This window comes from Bordetella tumbae, assembly GCF_054780995.1.
On sequence record NZ_BAAGVG010000015.1, the window covers coordinates 246,766 to 268,568 of the forward strand.

General features: G+C 66.0%; 25 protein-coding genes and 3 pseudogenes. 27 read left to right on the forward strand and 1 reads right to left on the reverse strand.

Going from position 1 to position 21,803, the window contains the following annotated elements:
• Positions 1-27 precede the first annotated feature (27 nt).
• From ACYVI2_RS13455 to ACYVI2_RS13500, 10 genes are all read left to right on the forward strand, one after another.
• On the forward strand, positions 28-480 hold the full coding sequence (locus tag ACYVI2_RS13455; protein WP_003120036.1) for a single-stranded DNA-binding protein: 453 nt from the start codon (positions 28-30) through the stop codon (positions 478-480).
• 276 nt (positions 481-756) lie between these two features.
• Positions 757-2,778 (forward strand): DNA topoisomerase III, encoded by a 2,022-nt coding sequence (locus tag ACYVI2_RS13460; protein ID WP_415818647.1) that lies wholly within the window; start codon positions 757-759, stop codon positions 2,776-2,778.
• Between the two features lie 531 nt (positions 2,779-3,309).
• Positions 3,310-4,920 (forward strand): DNA cytosine methyltransferase, encoded by a 1,611-nt coding sequence (locus ACYVI2_RS13465; protein ID WP_415818645.1) that lies wholly within the window; start codon positions 3,310-3,312, stop codon positions 4,918-4,920.
• 243 nt (positions 4,921-5,163) lie between these two features.
• The gene (locus ACYVI2_RS13470) at positions 5,164-5,721 is read left to right on the forward strand and encodes a hypothetical protein (RefSeq protein WP_041652386.1); all 558 of its coding nucleotides are present in this window, start codon (positions 5,164-5,166) and stop codon (positions 5,719-5,721) included.
• Between the two features lie 333 nt (positions 5,722-6,054).
• Positions 6,055-6,276, forward strand: coding sequence for a hypothetical protein (locus ACYVI2_RS13475; protein WP_003120032.1), 222 nt, complete (start codon positions 6,055-6,057; stop codon positions 6,274-6,276).
• Positions 6,277-6,297: 21 nt separating this feature from the next.
• Positions 6,298-6,690: a hypothetical protein gene (locus tag ACYVI2_RS13480; RefSeq protein ID WP_003050375.1), complete on the forward strand. Its 393-nt coding sequence runs from the start codon at positions 6,298-6,300 to the stop codon at positions 6,688-6,690.
• A 182-nt stretch (positions 6,691-6,872) separates the two neighbouring features.
• Complete coding sequence (locus ACYVI2_RS13485; protein ID WP_003116830.1) at positions 6,873-7,559, forward strand: hypothetical protein; 687 nt, start codon at positions 6,873-6,875, stop codon at positions 7,557-7,559.
• 83 nt (positions 7,560-7,642) lie between these two features.
• On the forward strand, positions 7,643-8,380 hold the full coding sequence (locus ACYVI2_RS13490) for a DUF5983 family protein (RefSeq protein WP_003116829.1): 738 nt from the start codon (positions 7,643-7,645) through the stop codon (positions 8,378-8,380).
• Positions 8,381-8,477: 97 nt separating this feature from the next.
• Positions 8,478-8,756, forward strand: coding sequence for a hypothetical protein (locus tag ACYVI2_RS13495; protein ID WP_003116828.1), 279 nt, complete (start codon positions 8,478-8,480; stop codon positions 8,754-8,756).
• Between the two features lie 288 nt (positions 8,757-9,044).
• Positions 9,045-9,869, forward strand: a complete 825-nt coding sequence (locus ACYVI2_RS13500) for a hypothetical protein (RefSeq protein ID WP_003098941.1) — start codon at positions 9,045-9,047, stop codon at positions 9,867-9,869.
• 261 nt (positions 9,870-10,130) lie between these two features.
• Here ACYVI2_RS13500 and merR read toward each other — a convergent pair whose 3' ends face one another.
• Positions 10,131-10,538 carry an Hg(II)-responsive transcriptional regulator gene (merR, locus tag ACYVI2_RS13505; protein WP_003098939.1) on the reverse strand — a complete coding sequence of 136 codons (408 nt, stop codon included), beginning with the start codon at positions 10,536-10,538 and terminating at the stop codon, positions 10,131-10,133.
• Between the two features lie 71 nt (positions 10,539-10,609).
• On the opposite strand from merR, the gene merT reads away from it, so the two are divergent.
• The 17 genes and pseudogenes from merT (at position 10,610) to ACYVI2_RS13590 (ending at position 21,759) form a co-directional block, all read left to right on the forward strand.
• Positions 10,610-10,960: a mercuric ion transporter MerT gene (gene merT, locus ACYVI2_RS13510; RefSeq protein ID WP_003116827.1), complete on the forward strand. Its 351-nt coding sequence runs from the start codon at positions 10,610-10,612 to the stop codon at positions 10,958-10,960.
• A gap of 12 nt (positions 10,961-10,972) precedes the next feature.
• Positions 10,973-11,260, forward strand: a complete 288-nt coding sequence (gene merP / locus ACYVI2_RS13515; RefSeq protein WP_003116826.1) for a mercury resistance system periplasmic binding protein MerP — start codon at positions 10,973-10,975, stop codon at positions 11,258-11,260.
• Positions 11,261-11,270: 10 nt separating this feature from the next.
• Positions 11,271-12,959 carry a mercury(II) reductase gene (gene merA / locus ACYVI2_RS13520; protein WP_003098932.1) on the forward strand — a complete coding sequence of 563 codons (1,689 nt, stop codon included), beginning with the start codon at positions 11,271-11,273 and terminating at the stop codon, positions 12,957-12,959.
• 18 nt (positions 12,960-12,977) lie between these two features.
• Complete coding sequence (locus tag ACYVI2_RS13525) at positions 12,978-13,493, forward strand: Tn3 family transposase (RefSeq protein ID WP_003098931.1); 516 nt, start codon at positions 12,978-12,980, stop codon at positions 13,491-13,493.
• Positions 13,457-13,975: pseudogene (locus tag ACYVI2_RS13530) on the forward strand (Tn3 family transposase); the annotation flags it as partial. The gene ACYVI2_RS13525 and the pseudogene ACYVI2_RS13530, both read left to right, overlap by 37 nt.
• Positions 13,976-14,008: 33 nt before the next feature.
• Positions 14,009-14,305: pseudogene (locus ACYVI2_RS13535) on the forward strand (DUF3085 domain-containing protein); the annotation flags it as partial.
• A gap of 141 nt (positions 14,306-14,446) precedes the next feature.
• Positions 14,447-14,897: pseudogene (locus ACYVI2_RS13540) on the forward strand (XF1762 family protein).
• Between the two features lie 310 nt (positions 14,898-15,207).
• Positions 15,208-16,113 (forward strand): DUF3577 domain-containing protein, encoded by a 906-nt coding sequence (locus tag ACYVI2_RS13545; protein WP_003116825.1) that lies wholly within the window; start codon positions 15,208-15,210, stop codon positions 16,111-16,113.
• Between the two features lie 145 nt (positions 16,114-16,258).
• Positions 16,259-17,086 carry a DUF932 domain-containing protein gene (locus tag ACYVI2_RS13550; protein ID WP_013391792.1) on the forward strand — a complete coding sequence of 276 codons (828 nt, stop codon included), beginning with the start codon at positions 16,259-16,261 and terminating at the stop codon, positions 17,084-17,086.
• Between the two features lie 94 nt (positions 17,087-17,180).
• Positions 17,181-17,870 (forward strand): DUF3275 family protein, encoded by a 690-nt coding sequence (locus ACYVI2_RS13555; protein ID WP_003116823.1) that lies wholly within the window; start codon positions 17,181-17,183, stop codon positions 17,868-17,870.
• A 94-nt stretch (positions 17,871-17,964) separates the two neighbouring features.
• On the forward strand, positions 17,965-18,306 hold the full coding sequence (locus tag ACYVI2_RS13560) for a hypothetical protein (RefSeq protein ID WP_003116822.1): 342 nt from the start codon (positions 17,965-17,967) through the stop codon (positions 18,304-18,306).
• 104 nt (positions 18,307-18,410) lie between these two features.
• On the forward strand, positions 18,411-18,818 hold the full coding sequence (locus tag ACYVI2_RS13565; RefSeq protein ID WP_003116821.1) for a hypothetical protein: 408 nt from the start codon (positions 18,411-18,413) through the stop codon (positions 18,816-18,818).
• 16 nt (positions 18,819-18,834) lie between these two features.
• On the forward strand, positions 18,835-19,095 hold the full coding sequence (locus tag ACYVI2_RS13570) for a hypothetical protein (RefSeq protein WP_003090124.1): 261 nt from the start codon (positions 18,835-18,837) through the stop codon (positions 19,093-19,095).
• A 76-nt stretch (positions 19,096-19,171) separates the two neighbouring features.
• The gene (locus ACYVI2_RS13575) at positions 19,172-19,819 is read left to right on the forward strand and encodes a hypothetical protein (protein ID WP_003116820.1); all 648 of its coding nucleotides are present in this window, start codon (positions 19,172-19,174) and stop codon (positions 19,817-19,819) included.
• 40 nt (positions 19,820-19,859) lie between these two features.
• Complete coding sequence (locus ACYVI2_RS13580) at positions 19,860-20,993, forward strand: DUF6094 domain-containing protein (RefSeq protein WP_223224654.1); 1,134 nt, start codon at positions 19,860-19,862, stop codon at positions 20,991-20,993.
• A 50-nt stretch (positions 20,994-21,043) separates the two neighbouring features.
• On the forward strand, positions 21,044-21,364 hold the full coding sequence (locus ACYVI2_RS13585) for a hypothetical protein (protein WP_003116818.1): 321 nt from the start codon (positions 21,044-21,046) through the stop codon (positions 21,362-21,364).
• Between the two features lie 89 nt (positions 21,365-21,453).
• Positions 21,454-21,759, forward strand: coding sequence for a hypothetical protein (locus ACYVI2_RS13590; RefSeq protein ID WP_003116817.1), 306 nt, complete (start codon positions 21,454-21,456; stop codon positions 21,757-21,759).
• Positions 21,760-21,803 lie beyond the last annotated feature (44 nt).

The window sequence follows — 21,803 nt, forward strand, 5'->3', positions numbered from 1 at the left end:
TATTTCAACCACCAAGGAGATTGCAACATGAGCACGCATTTTTCGGGCGAAGGCAACATCGGCTCGCCCCCCGAGTACCGGGAGTTCCCCAACGGCAACGACGAACCGCGGCGCTTGTTGCGGCTGAACGTGTATTTCGACAACCCCGTTCCCACCAAGGGCGGCGACTATGAGGATCGCGGCGGCTTCTGGGCGCCGGTGGAAATCTGGCACCGCGACGCCGCGCACTGGAAGGACCTCTACCAGAAGGGCATGCGCGTGCTGGTCGTCGGCCGCATGGAGCGCGAACCCTGGACCGACAACGAGGATCAGCCACGTGAGACTTGGCAGATCAACGCGCGCAGCGTCGGCATCCTGCCGTTCCGCATCGAGTCCGTCGTCCTGAGCCCCAAATCGCAGGAGACCGCACAGGACGCGCAGCCCAAGCCCCAGGCCGCCCAGGAACCGGCTGCGCCGAAGGAGCCCAAGCGCAGGAAGTGATCCGACGGGGGGGCGGCCGCAGTACGTTGCCGCCCCCCATGTCCTCGCGAGCTATCCCCAGGGGACAGCGCCACCAGCGTCCACCGGCTTCCACGCGCTCCCGAACATCGCGGCTCCCGACTCGCACATCGCCGGCCGCACGCCATCCCCGCCTCAGCCATCCCATCTCGTGAAAGCGGTCGCTGCCGCATGCAGCTTGTTTGCTGCTGCCCCAACAGGCGCTCGGCATCCTCGATCCCAGCAACTCCATGAACAACGGGAAGCGGATGGACGGACATGCGGCTGTTTCTGTGCGAGAAGCCCTCCCAGGGCAAAGACATCGGCCGGATTCTCGGCGCCACGCAGCGCGGTGAAGGCTGCCTCAACGGCTCCAGCGTCACGGTCACCTGGTGCATCGGCCATCTCGTCGAAGCGGCAGCACCCGAGGTGTATGACGCGGCGCTCAAGCGTTGGTCGCTGGAGCAGTTGCCCATCATTCCCCAGCAGTGGCGGGTCGAGGTCAAGCCGAAGACCGCCACGCAATTCAAGGTCGTCAAAGCGCTTCTGGCGAAGGCGACCCAGCTTGTCATCGCCACCGACGCTGACCGCGAAGGCGAACTGATCGCCCGCGAGATCATCGACCTGTGCGGCTACCGCGGTCCCATCGAACGCCTGTGGCTGTCGGCGCTCAACGATGCGTCCATCCGCACCGCGCTCGCCAAGCTGCGGCCCTCGGCCGAGACGCTGCCGATGTATTACTCGGCGCTGGCGCGCTCGCGCGCCGACTGGCTTGTGGGTATGAACCTCAGCCGGCTGTTCACCGTGCTCGGGCGGCAGGCCGGCTACGAAGGCGTGCTGTCGGTGGGGCGTGTACAGACCCCGACGCTCAAACTCGTGGTGGACCGCGACCGAGAGATCGCGGCCTTCGTGTCCGTGCCGTACTGGGCCATCGACGTGTCCCTGTCCGCAGGCGGTCAGACGTTCACCGCGCAGTGGGTGGCACACGATGCCAGCACCGACGACGCCGGCCGCTGCCTGCAGCAGCCCGTCGCACAGCAGGCCGCGCAGCAGATCCGCGCCGCGGGCAGTGCCCAGGTGGTGTCGGTCGAGACCGAGCGCGTGCGCGAGGGCCCGCCGCTGCTGTTCGACCTGGGCACCCTGCAGGAGGTGTGCTCCAAGCAGCTTGGGCTGGACGTGCAGGAGACGCTGGAGATCGCTCAGGCCCTGTACGAGACGCACAAGGCCACGACGTACCCGCGCTCGGATTCCGGCTACCTGCCCGAAAGCATGTTCGCCGAGGTGCCTACGGTCCTCGGCAGCCTGCTCAACACCGATCCCTCGCTGCGCCCGATCATGGAGCAGCTCGACCGCTCCGTGCGTTCGCGCGCCTGGAACGATACGAAGGTGTCCGCGCACCACGGCATCATCCCGACGCTCGAACCTGCGAACCTGTCCGCCATGAGCGAGAAGGAACAGGCGGTGTACCGGCTGATCCGGGCGCATTACCTGGCCCAGTTCCTCCCTCATCACGAGTTCGACCGTACCGTGGCCGAGCTTTTCTGCGGCCAGCAGAAGCTGGTGGCCACGGGCAAGCAAGTCGTCGCCAAGGGCTGGCGCCTGCTGCTGGCCGAACCGCAAGCGGACGAGGACGGCGATGGTGCCGCGCGCAGCCAGGTGCTGCCTGCGCTGCGTGACGGGATGGCATGCCAGATCGCCGGGGCCGACATCAAGGCCCTCAAGACGATGCCGCCTAAGCCCTATACCCAGGGCGAACTGGTCAAGGCGATGAAGGGCGTTGCGCGTTTCGTGACCGACCCGCGCCTGAAGCAGAAGCTCAAGGACACGACGGGCATCGGCACCGAGGCGACGCGGGCCAACATCATCAGCGGGCTGATCGCCCGCGGCTACATCGTGAAGAAGGGACGCTCCATCCGCGCATCGGATGCGGCGCTCACGCTGATAGACGCCGTGCCCGCGGCGATTGCCGACCCCGGCACCACCGCCGTCTGGGAACAGGCGCTGGACATGATCGAGGCCGGACAACTCACCCTGGATGTGTTCATCGGCAAGCAGGCTGCATGGATTTCGCAGTTGATCGCGCAGTACGGCAGCACGTCCCTGTCCATCAAGGTTCCCCAAGGACCGGCTTGTCCGCAGTGCGGCGCACCCACGCGCCAGCGCACCGGCAAGAGCGGCCCGTTCTGGTCGTGCAGTCGCTACCCCGCCTGCAAAGGCACGCTGCCGGTGGCAACCGGCACGTCCAGGCGTGGTGCCTCGCGTCCACGCCGTACCAGTGGCGGTGGCTGCAAAGGCGCCTGACCGCCCCCGTTCCCCGTGAGCCATGCCCGCCATCGGCGGCGTGGCCCGTGTCCCGCATGCCCTGCGGGACGCCCCAGCGCGCAACGCCTTCTTGCTCCGTGTGCGCGTCCCGTCCGGCCGTCCCCGGCCGCGGGACCTGAAGGTGGCTTCTCCGCGAACCGCACCCCGCGCGTTCTCCTCGTCTGCATTCCTTCCGCCGCTGCGAAGGGTCCCCCGATGGCTTGCCTGTGCGAGCCATCCGGAGACCCTTCGCGGTCAGCGGTATTCGGTGCCGGTGCCCGCCGGCGCAAAAACGGGCTCCCTTTGTGCGCGGATGTGCGCCAGACGATGCCGGCCCCAGCCACGACATGGGCCGGGTGTGATTGCTTGATGAGCAGACGGTTCTAGCGACGACCGGGCCTGCCAATCAGCCCACGGGTGGTTCTTCTTTCCTCCCGAGCCGAAGGCCCCTGGGGCCTTCGGCGCCTTTCTCCTGCCTTTCAACGCCCCGGCCAGGGCGATGGCCCTGCGCCATACGAACAGGAGACCGACATGCACCCGAATCTTTGCGCACCGCCGCGCAACACGCCGCTGCTCTACGGCAGCGTCTGCAGCGGCATCGAGGCCGTGAGCCTCGCCTGGCAACCGCTCGACCTCGAAGCCGCGTGGTTCGCCGAGATCGAGCCGTTCCCGAGCGCCGTGCTCGCCCACCGTTACCCCCGCGTGCCTAACCTGGGCGACATGACCGCGATCGCCCGCCAGGTCCGCGCCGGCACCGTGCCAGCGCCCGACATCCTGGTCGGCGGCACGCCGTGCCAGTCGTTCAGCGTGGCCGGCGCGCGCCAGGGGCTGAACGACCCACGTGGTGCCTTGACCCTTGCCTATGTGGAGCTTGCAAATGCCATCGACCAAACCCGCCACCAAGACCGCCGCCCGGCGGCAACGCTCGTCTGGGAAAACGTCCCCGGCGTCCTCAGCGACCGCAGCAACGCCTTCGGGCACTTCCTGGGAGCACTGGCTGGAGAAAGCCGTGCGCTCGAACCGCCAGGGCAAAAATGGGCGCACGCAGGTTGTGTGTCTGGACCCCGGCGCCGCATCGCCTGGCGCGTGCTCGATGCTCAATATTTCAGCGTCGCCCAACGGCGCCGTCGCGTGTTTCTTGTGGCAAGTGGTGGAGGTGGCGTCGATCCCGCCGAGGTACTTTTTGAGCGCGACGGCGTGCGCGGGGATTCTTCGCCGGGCTTCGTGCCGTGGCAAGACGCTGCCGGCGCTGCTGGATCGGGCGCTGCGGCAGCAGGCGGGTACTCGGGATATGCAGGACTGAAGCAGCCCTACGGCAAGGCCACGGTGACGTTCGGATTCGGCGGGGGCAACACCGCAGGCCCCATTGACGTCGCGGCCTGCCTGACCGCGGCACCTGGCCCGAAGAACGACTTCGAGGTCGAGACCTTCGTGGCGCAGTCCATCGCGGGCAGCATCAGCCACACGCTCAGCACCGCCAACGGCGGCAAGGGCTGCAGCGAGGACGGCACCGGCAAGGGTGTGCCGATCATCGCCTTCACCGCCCAGGGCTGCGGAGCCGATGCAACGATGGCCTGGGCACCGACGCTGCGCGCGGGCGGGCATCGCCTCAGCCACGCGAATGCCGGCGTCGTGCCGGCCATCGCGTTCGCGCAGAACTCGCGCGGCGAGCTGCGGCTGGAATCCGGCCACGGCCAGCTTGCCGGGACGCTCTCCACGGGTGGCGGCAAGCCGGGCCAGGGCCGGCCGATGGTGATCGGCGTGGCGCTGCGCGGTCGCACCGAAGGCCTGGCCGCTGAACTGGGCGATGGCGTCTCGACCGCGCTGCGCACCAGCAGCGGCGGTGCCGACAAGCCCCATGTGCTGGCACCGGACTTCGAGGCACATTTCCGCTACGACTGGAACGACCCCGGCCCGGGCGACTGGTCGCAGTGGCGGGTACGTCGGCTGATGCCTGTGGAGTGCGAGCGGCTGCAAGGCATGCCCGACGACTACACGCTGGTGCCGTACCGCGGCAAGCCCGCCGCCGACGCGCCCCGCTACAAGGCGATCGGCAACTCCATGGCCGTGCCGTGTGTCGCGTGGCTGGGCCAGCGGCTGTTGCAGTGCCCGCACAAGACGGGATCGAGCGCTTCGGATTGATGCACGACGCGGCCGGCGGGCCGCGTGATCCTCCCTCCTGCATTGCCGACGCATCGGCAACAGCCAGCAGCCAGGGTGTCAAGGCTGCCGTGGGTTCCTCCCACGCCACCCGCCAGTTCGCCCCGGCATCTCTCCGGCGAACGCTGCCCACCGGGCATCGATGCCACCTTCCTCCAACCCACGGGATGTATGCCGCGTCCCGTCAGGGGCGTGTCGTCAACCCGGTCGATAACAGGACTTCCTATGGACACCATCACCCGACAAGACCGCATCACGCTCAAGAACCTCAAGGTCGCGGATTTCGCGAGCGAGGAAACGCTGTGCTTCACCGCCACCGTCATGTTCGACGGCAGGCCCATCGCCGAAGCCCGCAATGACGGACACGGCGGCTCGACGTTCGTGCGCCCGCTGCAAGGCCAGGCCGCGCTGCTGGCCCAGGCCGAGGAATTCGCCAAGAGCCTGCCGCCGGCATCGCTCGACGTCGAACGCGAGGACGACGAGCCGCTTCTCATCGACATGACGCTCGACTTCCTCGTGGACCAGTTGGCCGATGCCATGCATGCGGAGCGCAAGCTGCGCACCGCGTTCAACCGCGACATCGGCAACAAGGTGCTGTTCATCAAGGACGGCCGGCTGCTGTTCCTCAAGGGCATCAAGCTCAAGGCCATTGCCGACCGCGCGGCGTATTTCGCAAAGCTGCGCAGCCGACAGGACCAGCCCATCATCATCCTGGCCGAGCTGCCAGCGGACGAGGCATTCGCCATCTGGAAGCAGCATGTCCTGGGTGACAAGCCCCGCTGATCCAGCCTCACCGCACCGTCATGACCGCCCCGCACTCGTTGCGGGGCTTTTCTTTGTCCTGCGCACATCAATCGGGGCTGGACCAGATGCCGATTTCCAACTGACGTGGCGCGGCACCCTCACGAAGCTGTCCGCATGTCCGCTGATTCGTCAGCACATGCCAGCAGCCAGGGTTTCAGGCTGCCGCGGGGTTCTCTCCGCGCAACCCACCAGTCCGCATCGCATCCATTGCGCGGACGCGCGTTCCCAAGACGCTGATGCTTTTTTTTCAACCGCGTGCGGGAGCTGCCATCCCGTGAGGGACAGGGCCCCGCTTTTCCAAGGAGCCCATCCATGTCCCAGCAAGCCTCTTTCGGCCGATTCGGTCAATTGGCCTTGACCTACTGCGGCAAGTTCCTGCCGCTCGAAGTCCTGCACAGCGCCGCCGGCCACTACATCGGCACGCGCGATACCGAAGGTCCCGTTTCGCGGGAATCTCGTGAGTACTTCCGCAGCCATGCTGCGGCTCAACGTGCCCTCGAAAGAGGCGGCTGGTCCCAGCTCGCCATTCCCTGATCCAACTGGAGGAATCACGTCATGAACCAGCTACTGCCGCAGGAAGTCGTCGATCAGATCGTTCGGGAAGAACGGCATTTCAGCGCTGCGCCCCAAGCCTTTTTTGAGGCCTGGAAGCGTGGTGTCGAAATCGCCGGCCCGCAATGGTTTGGCGATGGCACCCGTGAAGGTCTGAACCAGGCCAAGAGCAAGTGGGATCTGCGTCCCGACATGCTGCGGCTCAACGACGCCCTCGGCGTCCTGAGCAGCGGGGAACGCATGTTCCTGTCCGCGATGGTCAGCTTCTACAACGCGCGCGAGGGCGGTGCCATGCTCAAGCGCTGCCACTTCAACGGGTTGTCGGACTTCGACGGCCTCGATCTGCCACGTCGCCAGGTGATCGCCGACCTGCTGCTGAACTACAGCGGTTGGTGAGCCGGTCCCTGGCACACCTTCATCACTGCGTTCACGGGACCCCATGAGGGACATGCGCCTCGTTCGAGGCCATGTCCCTCGCGTTTTCTCCCCGCCCAGCGCCATCCGGCATCAGGCGGTTTCCCCTGCGGATGCCATCGTCCGCAAGGGCTGGCTCCGTTCATTCATCGAAAGGAGCCTTCATGGCCAACAACTACTACGAAGCCACCGGCGTTCTCGTGCTCGACCGTGTGACGCCCGTCATCCAGGCGCTGTTCGGCGCCTTCGCGCTGGACGAGAGCCACCCCGGCAACGGGCAGGCCTACATCGCCCAGATCGCCGAGACCACCAATCCGCAATGGCCGGACGTGCTCGATGGCCTGGAAGACCTGGCCACGCAACTCGGTATTCCGATGCCGGACGACGAAGGGCTGTCGATCCCGCCGCTGCTCGAACTGCTCGCCGTGCACTTCCGTGCCGATGAGGACGAAGAGCTGGGGAACTTGATCGACCGTCATTCGTTCGAGGACACCGCCGATCTCGACGCATTGTTTCTGATCGCCACCCGGTTCGATGACGGGCACCACCTGACCGCCATCCAGTTCGAGGGCTGCTGGTACTGCAGCAAGCCGCGGCTGTTCGAGTTCGGCGGCAACGGCTGCTACCTGAGCCGCGAGGTCCGCTTCATCAGCTCCTCCTCCCAGGCCCTCCAGCTCGGCGACCAATTGCGCAAGACCATTGTGGCCGCCGACATCGAAGAGGCTTCGGCCCTGATCGCGCTGGAGACCATCAATCTGCTGGCGGGCGTCAGCGACGAGCCATTCCGCATGAATTTGCGCCGGCGCGTCGCCGAGCGATTGGCCCAAACGCCAACGATCAGCGTCACCTGACGCTGTTTCCTTTCTTTCCACCCACCGGGGTCAATTCCCGGTGGCGGGGATTTGCTCCATCATTATTCTGTTGGAGAAATCCCATGTCCCAGAATCCCAATCCCTTTCTACGCGGCTACTGGAATCTGAAAATCGTCCGCACGCTGTCCATCAGCTACGAGGACGGAAGCCCGCATGTTTGGCGAAACATCCACCCGAGCCAGCAGCACCTCTGCGACGCGGCGCTGGTTTCTTCTCCTTGCATCATCACCAGCGACTTCGCGGTGGTCAGGACTGGCACCGAACCTGTCGGCGCCGCACTGATCGCCGAATGCGACGCGGCTGAAGGGGGCAGCGGCGAAGGCATGGTGGGTGCCGTGGTGTACGCGATCCACGGCGACGACTTCGACGGCCGCCCCGTCCACATTGGCGACACCTATTCGGCCGAGGCCGCACGGGAAGTCGTGCAGCGGTTGAGCTTCGAGACCGGCTACTACAGCCGGTGCTGGGAAATCAGCAGCGCGCACATCAGCCGCGAAACCGGCCAGTACCTGGCCAACCTGGCTGACCTCGCGACGCCGGAGGCCTTTTTGTTCATCGCGTTCCGGATTCCCTACAGCCCGGCGATCGGCGTCAAGCTGATCTCCACGCCCTGGACGGACCAGCACCTGCAGGACGTCGAGGGGATCGCCGCCGAGCAGCTTCGGCAGGAGCACCGCAGCAAGGGCATGCCGGACGAGCTGGCACAGATCCTTGAACTGGCCGGCCAGGCCGACGTGCGCATCCTCATCCTCGATGCCGACGCACCCGTGTTGCCGGGCCTATCGCTGGCCGGCGAATAGCTGCCACACACATCCCCGGCCTTCCTTGTCCTCACCGCATGCCGGCCCGGTCTCCCGCCAGAGAGCCGGGCCGGCGCACTTTCACAGGAGCGATCCCATGTTCCCCGACCTCATCACACCCGCATCCGACTTCGAGCACCAACTCGGAGCCTGCGTCAACGCCATGAGCCAGGAAGATGCCATCGGCCAGATCCTGGTATTCGAGCGCATGAGCGGCACGCTGCACATGCGCCATATCGCCAGCGCCGACCTGGTGGACACCGACGTGGACGACTACGAAATGGTCGTCTTCGACGGTGGCAACACAAGCGGCGACACGTGGAAACACGTGTTCTTTCCGCGTCAGCGCGAGCACTACTTCGTGTACCAAGCCTGATTCCTCCAGCCCCTTTCGAGGGGCTTTTTCTTGCCCGCAGCACAGGAAAACGGTTGTGGTGCGGTGCCGTTTCCTGCGGGCAGGCAGACCGCCCCAGGGCCATGCTTGCCCCATGTTCGTCGGCGTTGCCGGCACATGCCCAGGCAGTCGAGACCTTCGAGGCTGCAAGCGCGGGAAACCGTGCTGGTCGTTTCTTCCTACGGACCTACCGCGTCCATCCACGCCACCCACAAGGGACCTCTCCCTTGCGGGCGGGGAATCCCTTGTTTTTCCTCAAGGAGTTTCCCCATGGATCGTTCCCTCATCAAATCCATGATGCCTTCGCTGGTCGCAGGCCATGTGCCCCGCAACGTGCGGTCGTTCAAGTACCGCGTGTTCGATGATCAGCCGCTGTCCTCAACGCTGGGCTTCGCCATCGACCCCCAACCCTTCGACGGCAAGGTGGTCGCCGCGACCGACGATGCCATCGTCGTCAAGCTCAAGCCTTCCGAGTTCGCGGTGCTCGATCCCAGCCTGGTGACCACGGTTCCTGCCGAAGGCGCCAAGGTGCATGTCCAACCCTATGCCCGTCGTCGCTTCGACGGACTGCGCGCGGACACGCCGGAGGTCATCACCGAGGAGACTTCGGACGGCACGCCGTACACCATCACGAGGCACATCCTCGGCTCGGCGCCGGCCAAGCTGCCCATTCCCACGCCGCAGTGCATGGAGTTGGGCCAGCTCATCGAGCAGTTGGAGGAGATGCCGGCCCCCGATCGCTTCCGGCGCATCACCCACATGCTGGTGGATGCCGGTGCCCGCGACTTCACCTGGGTCGATCCCACGCCCTCCAAGATCATCGAGACCCCGCCGGCGATCAGCTTCACGGTCTCGACCGCGAAGTTCGAGGGCCGGGTGACGATCCTCTACGACCGCGGCGGAGACACCTACGTGGTGGAACTGCACCGTCAGAACGGTGAATCGGTCGAACTGGTCGATCGGCACGACGAGGTGTATTTCGACATGCTCGGCGAAGTGCTGGAGAGGCTCATCGACGACGGGCGCTGGCGCCAGATCGACGTGAGCATCCTCGACGCGAAAGCGGCCCGCAAGCGCCAGGCCGTCCCGGCATGACGCCCCGCAGCGAAACCGGGCGGTCCTGCGGCTGACCCGAGGCATCCGCCACGGCGTTCCAGCCGTTCCGGCCGCGTGCACTACAGGCCCTTCATCCCATCGGATGGAGGCCTTTCTCATTCTTCCACACAGGAGATTTCATCCATGTCACTGCGATTCAAAGGCGCTGACCTGCGCCCCGTGCTGACCGAAGCCATCGCCAATCAGGGGTCGTCTCAGAAAACGGAAAAAAATCGTACGCTAAGAGCCGAAGTGGGCCCTTTAGCAGCAATGCAAAGCTGCGATCAACGGGCAGGAAACATTGCCATGGTGCGCGTTGCACTCTCTCACTAGCGTCGACAGGGCCTCTTCCATCCGCGTGAGGTCCGCCATGCGTGCGCGCACATCGGCCAGCCGGTGAGCAGCCAGTTCGGCCGCCTCGCTGCAATGGGTGCCGTCCTCCAGTTTCAGGAGCTGGCCGACTTCATCCAGGCTGAATCCCAGGCGCTGGGCTGACTTCACGAACTTCACCCGCGCCACGTCCGCCTGCCCGTAGCGGCGGATGCGACCGTAGGGCCGCTCCGGCTGGGGTAGCAAGCCCTTGAGCTGATAGAAGCGGATCGTCTCCACGTTGACCCGGGCTGCCTTGGCGAAGGCCCCGATGGTCAGATTCTCTTGAGCGTTCTCCATGGCGCTTGACTCCGTAGTTGACTACGGAAGTAACGTTACAGCATCAAGCGAAGTCCCGGAAGGAGAACCTTATGTCGGAACCCAAGAACGGCTGCGGCGCACTGGCGACCGGCGGCGTCGCGGCCGTCCTCGCCTCGGCCTGCTGCCTCGGCCCCCTTGTCCTGGTCGCGCTCGGCTTCTCTGGCGCGTGGATCGGCAACCTGACCGTGCTGGAGCCGTATCGGCCGATCTTCATCGGCGCAGCGCTCATCGCGCTGTTCTTCGCCTGGCGCAGCATCTTCCGACCAGCCCATGCCTGCAAGCCCGGCGACGTTTGCGCCGTGCCCCAAGTGCGGACTGCCTACAAGGTGATCTTCTGGATCGTGGCCGCCCTGGTTCTGGTTGCCCTCGCGTTTCCCTACGTCCTGCCGCTGTTCTACTGAAAGGAGATCACCATGAAGAAACTCACCACCCTCACCACCCTCATCGCCCTGGCCGCCGCTCTAAGCGCGCCCGCCTGGGCTGCCACCAAGACCGTCACCCTGTCGGTGCCCGGCATGACCTGCGCCGCGTGCCCGATCACGGTCAAGACGGCTCTGTCCAAGGTCGCCGGCGTCGAGAAGGCCGAAGTCAGCTTCGAGAAGCGGGAGGCCGTCGTCACCTTCGACGAGGCCAAGACCAATGCCGACGCCTTGACCAAGGCCACCGCAAACGCGGGTTACCCGTCCAGCGTCAAGCAGTGAGGGCGTAATCATGGCCGAGGCGATCACCCTCCACATCGAAGGCATGACCTGCACGTCGTGCGCCGAGCACGTCCAGCAGGCTTTGACGAACGTGCCCGGCGTGCGCGCGGCCTCGGTGTCCTATCCGCAGCGGCAGGCCGAAATCGAGGCGGATGCAGGCGTGAGCGTGGCCCCGCTGGTTGCCGCAGTGGCCACGCTCGGCTATCGCGCACGGCTTACCGACACGCCGAACAAGCCTGCCGGCCTGCTAGACAAGGCGCTGGGCTGGCTCGGTGGCGAAACGAAGCATGTTGGCGGTGAACAAGCGCTGCACGTGGCTGTGATAGGCAGCGGCGGCGCGGCGATGGCGGCTGCCTTGAAGGCCGTGGAGCAAGGCGCCCGCGTCACGCTGATCGAGCGCGGCACCATCGGCGGCACCTGCGTCAATGTCGGCTGCGTGCCGTCCAAGATCATGATCCGCGCCGCGCACATCGTCCACCTGCGCCGCGAAAGCCCGTTCGATGCTGGCCTGCCGGCCGCAGCGCCCGCTGTACTGCGCGAGCGGCTGCTGGCCCAGCAACAAGGCCGCGTCGAGGAGCTGCGCCATGCCAAGTACGAAGGCATCCTGGCAAGCACTCCGGCCATCACCGTGCTGCGCGGCGAGGCCCGGTTCAGGGACACGCGCACGCTGACCGTGGCGACCGCTGACGGCGGCACGCACGAGGTGAACTTCGACCGCTGCCTGATTGCCACCGGCGCGAGCCCGGCGCTTCCGCCAATCCCGGGCCTTGCGGACACACCCCACTGGACCTCCACCGAGGCGCTGGAAAGCAGCTCGCTCCCCGAGCGGCTGGCCGTGATTGGTTCCTCCGTGGTGGCGGTCGAGTTGGCGCAAGCCTTCGCCCGGCTGGGCAGCCAGGTCACGATCCTGGCGCGCAGCACGCTGTTCTTCCGAGAAGACCCGGCCATCGGGGAAGCCGTAACAGACGCCTTCCGCGCCGAGGGCATCGAGGTGCTGGACCACACCCAGGCGAGCCACGTTGCCTATGCGGGCGGGGAATTCGTGCTCACCACCGGGCAGGGGGAAGTGCGCGCCGACAAGCTGCTGGTCGCCACCGGTCGCGCGCCGAACACGCGCAGCCTGAACCTTGAAGCGGCAGGCGTCGAAGTCAATGCGCAGGGAGCCATCGTCATCGACCGCGCCATGCGCACGAGCGCACCGCACATCTTTGCTGCCGGCGACTGCACCGACCAGCCGCAGTTCGTCTATGTGGCGGCGGCGGCCGGCACGCGCGCCGCGATCAACATGACCGGCGGCGACGCGGCGCTGGACCTGACGGCGATGCCGGCGGTGGTGTTCACCGATCCGCAGGTGGCGACCGTGGGCTACAGCGAGGCGGAAGCGCACCACGACGGCATCGAGACCGACAGCCGGCTGCTGACGCTCGACAACGTGCCGAGGGCGCTCGCCAACTTCGACACGCGCGGCTTCATCAAGCTGGTGGCGGAAGCTGGCTCAGGGCGGCTGATCGGCGTACAGGCGGTCGCGCCGGAAGCGGGCGAACTGATCCAGACGGCCGCGCTGGCGATCCGCCACCGGATGACCGTGCAGGAGCTGGCCGACCAGTTGTTCCCCTACCTGACCATGGTCGAGGGACTGAAGCTCGCGGCGCAGACCTTCAACAAGGACGTGAAGCAACTGTCCTGTTGCGCCGGATGAGGAAAAGGGAGGTGTTCGATGAACGCCTACAGCCGCGCCAACCGCCGCATCTACGCGGCCTTGTCCGATCCCCTGTCGGCCACCCACCGGCACCGCCTCGACGATCTGCTCAAGCGCCACGACAACGGCAAGACGACCTGGCTGGCCTGGCTGCGCCAGTCGCCCGTCAAGCCGAACTCGCGCCACATACTCGAACACATCGAGCGCCTCAAAGCCTGGCAGGCGCTCGACCTGCCTTCCGGCATCGAGCGGTCGGTGCACCAGAACCGCCTGCTCAAGATCGCCCGCGAAGGCGGCCAGATGACGCCCGCCGATCTGGCCAAGTTCGAGGCACAGCGCCGCTACGCGACCCTGGTGCGCTCGCCATCGAGGGCATGGCCACCGTCACCGACGAAATCATCGACCTGCACGACCGCATCCTGGGCAAGCTGTTCAACGCTGCCAAGCACAAGCATCAGCAGCAGTTCCAGGCGTCCGGCAAGGCGATCAACGCCAAGGTGCGGCTGGCCACCTCGATCAAGCAGGGCACGGTGACGGCCTCGCTGATGCTCAGGAAACTCGGCAGCTACCCGCGCCAGAACGGCCTGGCCGTGGCGCTGCGCGAGCTGGGCCGCATCGAGCGAACGCTGTTCATCCTGGACTGGCTGCAAAGCGTCGAGCTGCGCCGCCGCGTGCATGCCGGACTGAACAAGGGCGAAGCCCGCAACGCGCTAGCCCGCGCCGTGTTCTTCAACCGGCTGGGCGAAATCCGCGACCGCAGTTTCGAGCAGCAGCGCTACCGGGCCAGCGGCCTCAACCTGGTGACGGCGGCCATAGTGTTGTGGAACACGGTCTATCTGGAACGGGCCTCAAACGCCTTACGCGGTCACGGCCAGACTGTCGATGACGCCCTGTTGCAGTACCTGTCGCCGCTGGGCTGGGAGCACATCAACCTGACCGGCGATTACCTCTGGCGCAGCAGCGCCAAGATCGGCGCGGGCAAGTTCAGGCCGCTACGACCGCTGCAACCGGCTTAGCGTACGATTTTTTCCGTTTTCTGAGACGTCCCCAATCAGTGCCGCATTGTCCTGGTCAAGGATCAGGGCGTGTACTTCCTCGCCGAGCGTGGGGAGCGTCGCCCGGATGGGCGCCAGGCACTGCTCGCCTACGCCGTCGGATGCAACCCGGACACCGACCCGTTCGATGACTGGTGGCACCTCGCCGGCCGCGAGCTGGGCGGCGATGACTTCGCGGAGTATTTCGACCCGAAGGACGGCCTGTTCACGCGCCTCCAGCACTCGGCGGACGATCTCGTGCTTTCCGCCACCGCCACGCACCTGTCCTTAGCAGTGGTGCCTCCCGCCTGACGCGGCAACCGCCTCGCAGCCCCCGCATCGGGGGCCTTCTTTTGTTCGCACCGCCGCCATCGCCGCGCGTGCGCGTTTGTCTCCAGCCGCCGAGGCACGCCCCGCCGGCCACAACGCCGGCATGCCACCGGAGACAACCGCATGAACACGCCATCGACCTCGCCGAGGCTGCACCTCCTACCGGTGTCGCTGCGCACGGCCAATGCATTCGTTCTGTCGCACCATCGCCACCACCGCCCGGTCCAGGGCGCGAAGTTCGCCCTGGCCGTCACGCTGAGCGACAGCGACCTGATCCACGGCGTGGCCATTGTCGGCCGCCCGGTCGCGCGGCACCTGGACGCTGGAAGTCACGCGGCTGTGCACCGACGGCACACCCAGCGCCTGCAGCAAGCTCTACGGCGCGGCCTGGCAGGCGGCAAGGGCGCTGGGCTACATACGCCTGCTCACCTACACCATGCCCGACGAAGGTGGCGCCAGCCTGCGCGCCGCCGGCTGGCGGCTGATCGGCGCGCGCGGTGGCGGCGCCTGGAGCCGTCCCGGCCGTCCGCGCGCCGATACCCCCGAGCACCTGCGCGGCGCCAAGTGCCTGTGACAGGCGCCGGGTGGCGCGGACAAAGGGAAGCGCCCGGGTGCCGATTGATTGCTGCCGCGCGCGCGAGGCCCCGCCATGCTGGCCCCATGCCTGCTGACGTCGTCAGCGACATGCCAGGCAACCATCGGTCTTCGAGGTTGCGGCGCAGTTCCCACTGCGTGACCGAGCCAGCTCGCACCGCATCCTTCCGCGAGCGGCCACCAGCCTCTGGTGGCGGATGCTTTCGCCTTATCAACCCACCGCGGGGTCACGCACCTTCCCCGCATGCGTGGGCCGGTGTGTCTCCGCTTCATCCCAATGGAGATTCACCATGAACACCACGTCCAACGAGAAATCGTATTTCGACCTCCACACCTCGGGCATCGGCTACATCCAGCGTGTCCGTGAAGTGCCCGTCCGGGGCGGCCGCCGTGCGCAGCCTTTCCTGGCATGCACCATCGCCGCGCTGGTCGGCCCCGCCCGGGACCCCAGCTACCGCTACTTCGACGTCAAGGTCTCGGGTGCCGAGGCCAAGAAGCTCGTTCAGCGCTACATCGGCGTTGACGATCCCAAGCAGCGCCCGCTGGTGCGCTTTCGCCTCGGTGACCTGTGGGGCGATGTGTACATCCGCGACAAGGGTGAGCAGAAGGGTCAGGCCGCCGCGTCCCTCAAGGCGCGACTGCTCAAGGCCGAACTGATCGACCGGGCCGAACTGGCTTCGATCGAGCAGCACGAGTTGATCACCCGCGGCATCGGCTATCTCAATCGTGTGAAGGACGTCACCCCAAAAGCTGGCGACTCGTTCCTCTCTTGCACCGTCGCGGCACTGGCCGGGCCTGTCGATGAACCGGAGTATCGGTACTTCGACACCATCGTCGCCACCCCGGAAGCCGAGCACCTGGTTCGCCGGTGCGTTCAGGCCGTCGAGGGTGACCGCAAGGTGCTGATCGCCTTCCGTCTGAACGACATGAAGATCGATCCGTACATCCGCACCAAGGGTGAGCACGCCGGGGAACCGGCCGCCAGCCTGGAATCGACGCTGGTCCACATCGGTCTCATCAAGATCGACGGCACCCAGGTCTATCCGACGAGCCAGGCGCAAGCCGAGGCGCCGCCGGCCGAAGACGCATCCGCGTCCGAAGCCGACGATGCCATCGACACGGCCACCGAGCCCGCCGAGCGCGAGCCCGAGGCGCAAGTCCAGGAGCAGGAGCCGGCATTGGCTGCTTCGTTCTGATCCGGCACGGCCTCTCACGGGGCCTTGTCGCTTTTCCTCCCCACGTACGCCGCGTCCCCAGGACGCGTGCTTGCGCATTTCATCCCCCGAGTTCCGCGTGGTCTCACGGCCACGCGGTTGTCGAATTTCTCAAAGGAGATCAGCCATGTCTCTGGTATCCCGCTTTGCTCCGCAATCCCCGATCCTGCGCTCTGATCGCCCACTCTCGGACGACCGCATTCGTGCCGTCGTTCCGTCGATCTTCGCCGACGCTCCACATGGGAGCCGGTCCGATCGGTATGCCTACATACCGACCTCGACCGTGCTGACCAAGCTGCGCCAGGAGGGCTTCGAGCCCTTCATGGTGTGTCAGACGCGCGTGCGCAACGAAGACCGGCGCGAGTACACGAAGCACCTCATCCGACTTCGCCATGCAAGCCAGATCAACGGCGACGAGGCGAACGAGATCATCCTGCTCAACAGCCATGACGGCACGAGCAGCTATCAGATGCTCGCCGGCATGTTCCGGTTCGTCTGCCACAACGGCCTGGTTTGCGGTGACACCACCGCAGACATCCGCGTTCCCCACAAGGGCGACGTGGCCAGCCAGGTGATCGAAGGTGCCTACGGAGTCCTCGAAGGTTTCGAGCGCGTGCAGAACGCGCGCGATGCGATGCGCACCATCACCCTCGATGAGGGCGAAGCGGAGGTCTTTGCGAACTCTGCGCTCGCACTCAAGTACGACGATCCGGCCAAGTCCACGCCTGTCACCGAGAGCCAACTGCTGGCCCCTCGGCGATGGGACGACCGCAAGAACGACCTGTGGGCCGTCTTCAACCGCGTCCAGGAGAACCTAGTCAAAGGGGGCCTGAACGGACGCACGGCCAACGGCCGCAATCAGCGCACCCGTCCGGTGCAAGGCATCGACCAGAACCTGCGCCTGAACCGGGCGTTGTGGCTGCTGGCCGAAGGCATGCGCCAGCTCAAGGCGTGATGCCACGCGGACCTCGCCCACCTCGGGCGAGGCCATTTCCTCTCATCCACCGGGTGCCGTCGGCGGCCCGTCATTCATCATCAGGAGAACCATCATGGCAACCCCATCGGCTTCCGAGAAATCTGTTGCGCCCATCGTCGTCCCCGGCCAGCTCACGCTGCGTACCATCCGCGGCAAGAACGGCCCGTTCACGGTTGGCCGCCTCGCGACGCACCTCGGTACTTTCGAGGTCAAAGACCCGGAGCTGGAGCAGTACCCCGAAGGCAAGTACGACGGGGAATTCATCATCAGGTACATCTTCCCGAAGTCCTATCCGGTCGGCGGCGGCATGCGGTTCGAGATCCGTGCCAGCCTCGACGGCATGACGCTCAACGGCATCGACAAACTCAGCCGCGACGAAGCCCGCAGCTTCGCCACCCAGGACGTCGATCCGCTCGATGAAGAGCAAGGGGCGCAGCCTGCGGCAACGCCGGCCAAGCCCACCAAAGCGTCCAGGCCCGCCAAGCCCGCACCCGTGCAGGCGTCCGCGGACCCGCTGGTCGATACCACGCCCTTCGGCGTGGATGCGCCACCGCCTGCTACGGCCGCTGCCCCCGGCAGCACCGAAGACGGTGACGCCGCGCTCTTCGGCCTGCTGTGGCCGCTGGGCGAGTCCGTGAAACTGGATTCGACCATCGACCGCCGCACCCTGCGCGCGCAGATCGCCCGCCTGGGCGAGCTGGGCTACGCGCTGGACTTCAAGACGCAGGAGTGGAGCCGCCAGGCCGAACCAAAACCTGCGTGATCGCAGACGCCGCATGCGCGGTGTTCTTCATCCACCCGCCGGGGTTCCTTTCCCATGCGGGGGAGGCCCTGGCCATTTTCTGGAGGTCTCCATCATGTCCACCATCGCTTGCGATACCCCGCGTTCAACGCTGGATGAACCCGCGTGGCGGGACCTTTGCAAAGCGGCCGCCGCACACGCCCAGCGCGGTTGCGGCTTGTCCTACGACCACTACGTGACGCTCTTCAGTTCGGCGATCGACGCACAGGCCAATCGTTTGCCGGATGAGCAACGTGCTCAGGCTCTCGAAATCGCGGCCCAGGAATGGGACTACGCAACACCTGCCGAACGGCAGGAAACCCAGGACTGGAATGCGGAGCATGGCTATTGCTCGCACGGGATCGAGTTCGGCTACTGCCCGGCCGGTTGTGATCGAGACGATGACGACTGGGATTGAGGGCGACGCATAGGTTCCTTCGCCGCAGATGCGGCATTCCATCACCCGCTGGGGGTTCTTCCCCACGGGGAGGCCTTCAGCTCAACTTTTCGAGGAGGCCTCTCATGGGCTGGTATTTCTCAAACCAATCGCGGTCCGAACTGATCGCGGAACTGATCGCACCGCAAGAGACCGAGCGCGCCAGCGTCAAGGTCATCGCTCACACCCTGCGCGGCAACGTGCTGTGGTCCGTCGCCGAAGTGACCGCCAAGGTCGAAGGCGTGCATCGTGATCTCGCACCGGGCCAGTCCCTGCGCTACATCCGCTGCGATCTGCTTGAACGAAGCGGCGGCCAGTGGGGCTACAAGTCCTTGGACGAGTCCATGCACCCGTACTACTACACGTGCCCGCTGTCCTATCTGGACCTCGCACCGGAGCAGTCCGCCGACTGGCGTGCAGGCGTTCGCGCCTACCACGCCCGGCGGCGCACACCCACGGCATCCGCGGCATCCGCCGCGGCGTCGATGGCCTGAGCCAGGAGGAACCGACATGGACCCGATCCTGGCAACGCTTCCGCCCTCGTTGCTGGCACTCGTTGAAGGGAGTTTGTCCAACGACGAAGTGTCCTCCGACGAGGAAATGCTGGCGTACTTCATCGACAACGGCCTCACCGAGGACCAGGCACGGCAGGCACTGACCTACCGCGACCAGTACCTCAACAACATCTACCTGGAAGGCTTCACGCCGATCACTTCGGCGGACGAGCCGCTTCACTTCAACCCGCACACCCGGCAGTTCGAGCCGGACTGAGCGGTTTTCTTCCACCCCCTGGGGCAGTACTTGCCCCAGCGGGCGGTGCTGTTCCCGTTCATCCGAGGACACCACCATGCCCGCAAACACTTCTTCCACGCTGTACCGCATCGACGAATGCCCGGACGTGATGGCCGACGCCTGCGTCGGCGATGACCAGGGCAACCTGATCTTCCTGTCCATCTGGGCGCGGGACACCGCCGTCCAGCAGTTCCTCGCTCGCCTGACCCTCGGGCGCGACGAGCAGGGACTGGACCAGTTCCACGTCATCACCGACCAGGGCGGCAGCGTCCCGGTATTCATCGGCAACGTCGATCGCCTGGAAAAGCGCATCACGCGCGCGTACCGGCGGACGCTGTTCGGCTCGCTGTCCAACGTGTGGCTGTTCGACCGGCGCTGCGTCAAGCCCGACAAGGCCAACGCCAGCGCATTGGCACTGCTGCCACGCGACAGCGCCCACAGGCTTGACCGCCTGTGGATGCTGGTGCGGGACACCTGCCCGTTGCCGCTGCTCGATCACTGGCGCGAGACCGTGCTGGAACTGCTGCAAACCCGCGAGATGCTGGCCCGCCTTCCGTTCGCCCTCGGGCCGCTGGAAGGCCATCGGCTCGCCATCGACGTGCCGGCGCTGACCCTGGCGCTCGGCTCCCTGATCCGCAGCGACGCGCTCACCGCCTATCCGTATCCGGCCAAGATTTGGACGCCGGAAGCGGTAGCGGCTTGACCCACCCTCGGAGGCACGCCTTGGCGTACTTCCGTGTTTCATCCCCGCCAACCAGGAGACTTCCATGGCCCTCATGTTCCCGCGGCTCGCCCGCAATTTCGTCAAGAACGGATATTTCCCGACCGACGAACCCACGCTCGAAAGAGCGCTCAACGCACTGATGCCCAGCGACGGGCCGATGTGCATCCTCGATCCCTGCGCCGGCGAAGGCGTGGCGATCGCCGAAGCCGCCCATGCCCTCGGGCGCGAGCAGGCAAAGGCGTTCGCCGTCGAGTTCGACGCGGAGCGGGCGCGCCATGCCCGCGGCCTGGTCGATCACTGCCTGCACGCGGACCTGATGGACACGATGGTCTCCAAGCAGTCCTTCGGGCTGCTCTGGCTCAACCCGCCGTATGGGGACCTGTCCAAGGACGTCAACGGCAACATCGGCTATCAGGGCCAGGGCCGTGCCCGCCTTGAAAAGCTGTTCTACCAGCGCACGCTCTCGCTGCTGCAATACGGCGGCGTGCTGGTTTTCATCGTCCCCGGCTACGTGCTCGACGCGGAGTTGGTCGGCTGGCTGACGCGCCACTACACGGACCTGCGCATCTACCGAGCGGTGGAGACGCAGTTCAAGCAGGTGGTGATCTTCGGACGCCGGGTGCGCCAGCGCGAGCAGGTGCCCGATGGCGTCAAGGCCGTGCGCAATCTGCTGTTGCAGGTAGGGCAAGGCGAAGTCGAAGCCGAGGAACTGCCGAGCGAGTGGCCGTTCCTGCCGTACATCGTCCCCGCCAGCCCGGCCGAGCCAGAGCATTTCTTCCGCGTGACGATGGAGCCCGAGCAGTTCGCCGATGAGGTTGGCAGGCTGCAAGGCTTGTGGCCATCGCAGGACACGCACCTGGGGGCTGCGCAGCAATCGCTGCGTCCACCGGCGCGGGCCTTGTCCCGCTGGCATCTCGCCCTGGCTCTGGCCGCGGGTGCGATCTCGGGGGTTGTGCGCTCCAAGACCGGGCGCGTGCTCGTCGTCAAAGGTGACACCCACAAGGACAAGACGCTCCAGCGGGAGTTCACCGAACGCGAAGACGGCTCCATCGCCGAGACCCGCATCCTCACCGACAAGTTCGTTCCCGTCATCCGCGCGTGGGACATGACACCTGGCTCCGCGACACGGGGCGAGGTGTTGACCATTCGCTGATCCACCGGACGCGCTGCCGTCCTGCTGTACCAACTCGAAGGAGAAACACCATGATCCCCAATCCGTTCAAGCGGCCTGCGCCGCACAAGCAACCGTTGTTCGCACCGAGTACGTTGAAGTTGAGCGAGAAGGTGCATTGGCTGGCCCGGCGAGGCCTGATCGACCCCTTGGCCTATGTCCAGCGCCATGTGCGCGGGGACTGGGGCGAGATCGATGAGGCCACACGCCAAGCCAACGACGTGGCGATCCAACAGGACAACCTAATGATCTCGCAGTTCAGGATCACGCCGGACCTGGCGCTGATCGTCAAGACCAGCGAGGACCACCAGACCACGGTGGTCCAGCTTCCCGAAGAGCGGGACCTGATCTGAGGCCCCACATCGTCATCCTCATCCACCTGACGGAGCCACTTCACTCCGGCAGGGGTGTCGTGGCTCAATGACTCATCAAGGAGGAGCCCATGGCATCGCATCGCATCGAAACCTACTGCCAGCGGCTGGCGTTCCCCATCGGGGCGCTCATCTTCAGCAGAGGTGTAGACCGCCTGGTCCGCGCGGGTCGCCTGGACCCGATCCCGTACTTCAGGCGCCACACCCGTGGCGACTGGGGCGACGTCAACATCCAGCAATGGCAGACGAACAGCAGCGCGCTTCAATCGGGCGCGTCGCTGGAATCGCACTACGTGATCCATCCGGGGCTCGCCATTCGCATCGTCACCGATTCGCAGCGCTGCGCAACCGTCATCGTGCTTCCGTCCGAAGACTGAGCACGGTTCACCTGCGGGCCGCCCAGGCCAGCACCTTCAACCAC

Excerpts from the sequence above, each read along its gene's own strand:
- ACYVI2_RS13455 (WP_003120036.1), top strand. The coding sequence starts at position 28 with ATGAGCACGCATTTTTCGGGCGAAGGCAACATCGGCTCGCCCCCCGAG.
- ACYVI2_RS13460 (WP_415818647.1), top strand. The coding sequence starts at position 757 with ATGCGGCTGTTTCTGTGCGAGAAGCCCTCCCAGGGCAAAGACATCGGC.
- ACYVI2_RS13465 (WP_415818645.1), top strand. The coding sequence starts at position 3,310 with ATGCACCCGAATCTTTGCGCACCGCCGCGCAACACGCCGCTGCTCTAC.
- ACYVI2_RS13470 (WP_041652386.1), top strand. The coding sequence starts at position 5,164 with ATGGACACCATCACCCGACAAGACCGCATCACGCTCAAGAACCTCAAG.
- ACYVI2_RS13475 (WP_003120032.1), top strand. The coding sequence starts at position 6,055 with ATGTCCCAGCAAGCCTCTTTCGGCCGATTCGGTCAATTGGCCTTGACC.
- ACYVI2_RS13480 (WP_003050375.1), top strand. The coding sequence starts at position 6,298 with ATGAACCAGCTACTGCCGCAGGAAGTCGTCGATCAGATCGTTCGGGAA.
- ACYVI2_RS13485 (WP_003116830.1), top strand. The coding sequence starts at position 6,873 with ATGGCCAACAACTACTACGAAGCCACCGGCGTTCTCGTGCTCGACCGT.
- ACYVI2_RS13490 (WP_003116829.1), top strand. The coding sequence starts at position 7,643 with ATGTCCCAGAATCCCAATCCCTTTCTACGCGGCTACTGGAATCTGAAA.
- ACYVI2_RS13495 (WP_003116828.1), top strand. The coding sequence starts at position 8,478 with ATGTTCCCCGACCTCATCACACCCGCATCCGACTTCGAGCACCAACTC.
- ACYVI2_RS13500 (WP_003098941.1), top strand. The coding sequence starts at position 9,045 with ATGGATCGTTCCCTCATCAAATCCATGATGCCTTCGCTGGTCGCAGGC.
- merR (WP_003098939.1), bottom strand. The coding sequence starts at position 10,538 with ATGGAGAACGCTCAAGAGAATCTGACCATCGGGGCCTTCGCCAAGGCA.
- merT (WP_003116827.1), top strand. The coding sequence starts at position 10,610 with ATGTCGGAACCCAAGAACGGCTGCGGCGCACTGGCGACCGGCGGCGTC.
- merP (WP_003116826.1), top strand. The coding sequence starts at position 10,973 with ATGAAGAAACTCACCACCCTCACCACCCTCATCGCCCTGGCCGCCGCT.
- merA (WP_003098932.1), top strand. The coding sequence starts at position 11,271 with ATGGCCGAGGCGATCACCCTCCACATCGAAGGCATGACCTGCACGTCG.
- ACYVI2_RS13525 (WP_003098931.1), top strand. The coding sequence starts at position 12,978 with ATGAACGCCTACAGCCGCGCCAACCGCCGCATCTACGCGGCCTTGTCC.
- ACYVI2_RS13545 (WP_003116825.1), top strand. The coding sequence starts at position 15,208 with ATGAACACCACGTCCAACGAGAAATCGTATTTCGACCTCCACACCTCG.
- ACYVI2_RS13550 (WP_013391792.1), top strand. The coding sequence starts at position 16,259 with ATGTCTCTGGTATCCCGCTTTGCTCCGCAATCCCCGATCCTGCGCTCT.
- ACYVI2_RS13555 (WP_003116823.1), top strand. The coding sequence starts at position 17,181 with ATGGCAACCCCATCGGCTTCCGAGAAATCTGTTGCGCCCATCGTCGTC.
- ACYVI2_RS13560 (WP_003116822.1), top strand. The coding sequence starts at position 17,965 with ATGTCCACCATCGCTTGCGATACCCCGCGTTCAACGCTGGATGAACCC.
- ACYVI2_RS13565 (WP_003116821.1), top strand. The coding sequence starts at position 18,411 with ATGGGCTGGTATTTCTCAAACCAATCGCGGTCCGAACTGATCGCGGAA.
- ACYVI2_RS13570 (WP_003090124.1), top strand. The coding sequence starts at position 18,835 with ATGGACCCGATCCTGGCAACGCTTCCGCCCTCGTTGCTGGCACTCGTT.
- ACYVI2_RS13575 (WP_003116820.1), top strand. The coding sequence starts at position 19,172 with ATGCCCGCAAACACTTCTTCCACGCTGTACCGCATCGACGAATGCCCG.
- ACYVI2_RS13585 (WP_003116818.1), top strand. The coding sequence starts at position 21,044 with ATGATCCCCAATCCGTTCAAGCGGCCTGCGCCGCACAAGCAACCGTTG.
- ACYVI2_RS13590 (WP_003116817.1), top strand. The coding sequence starts at position 21,454 with ATGGCATCGCATCGCATCGAAACCTACTGCCAGCGGCTGGCGTTCCCC.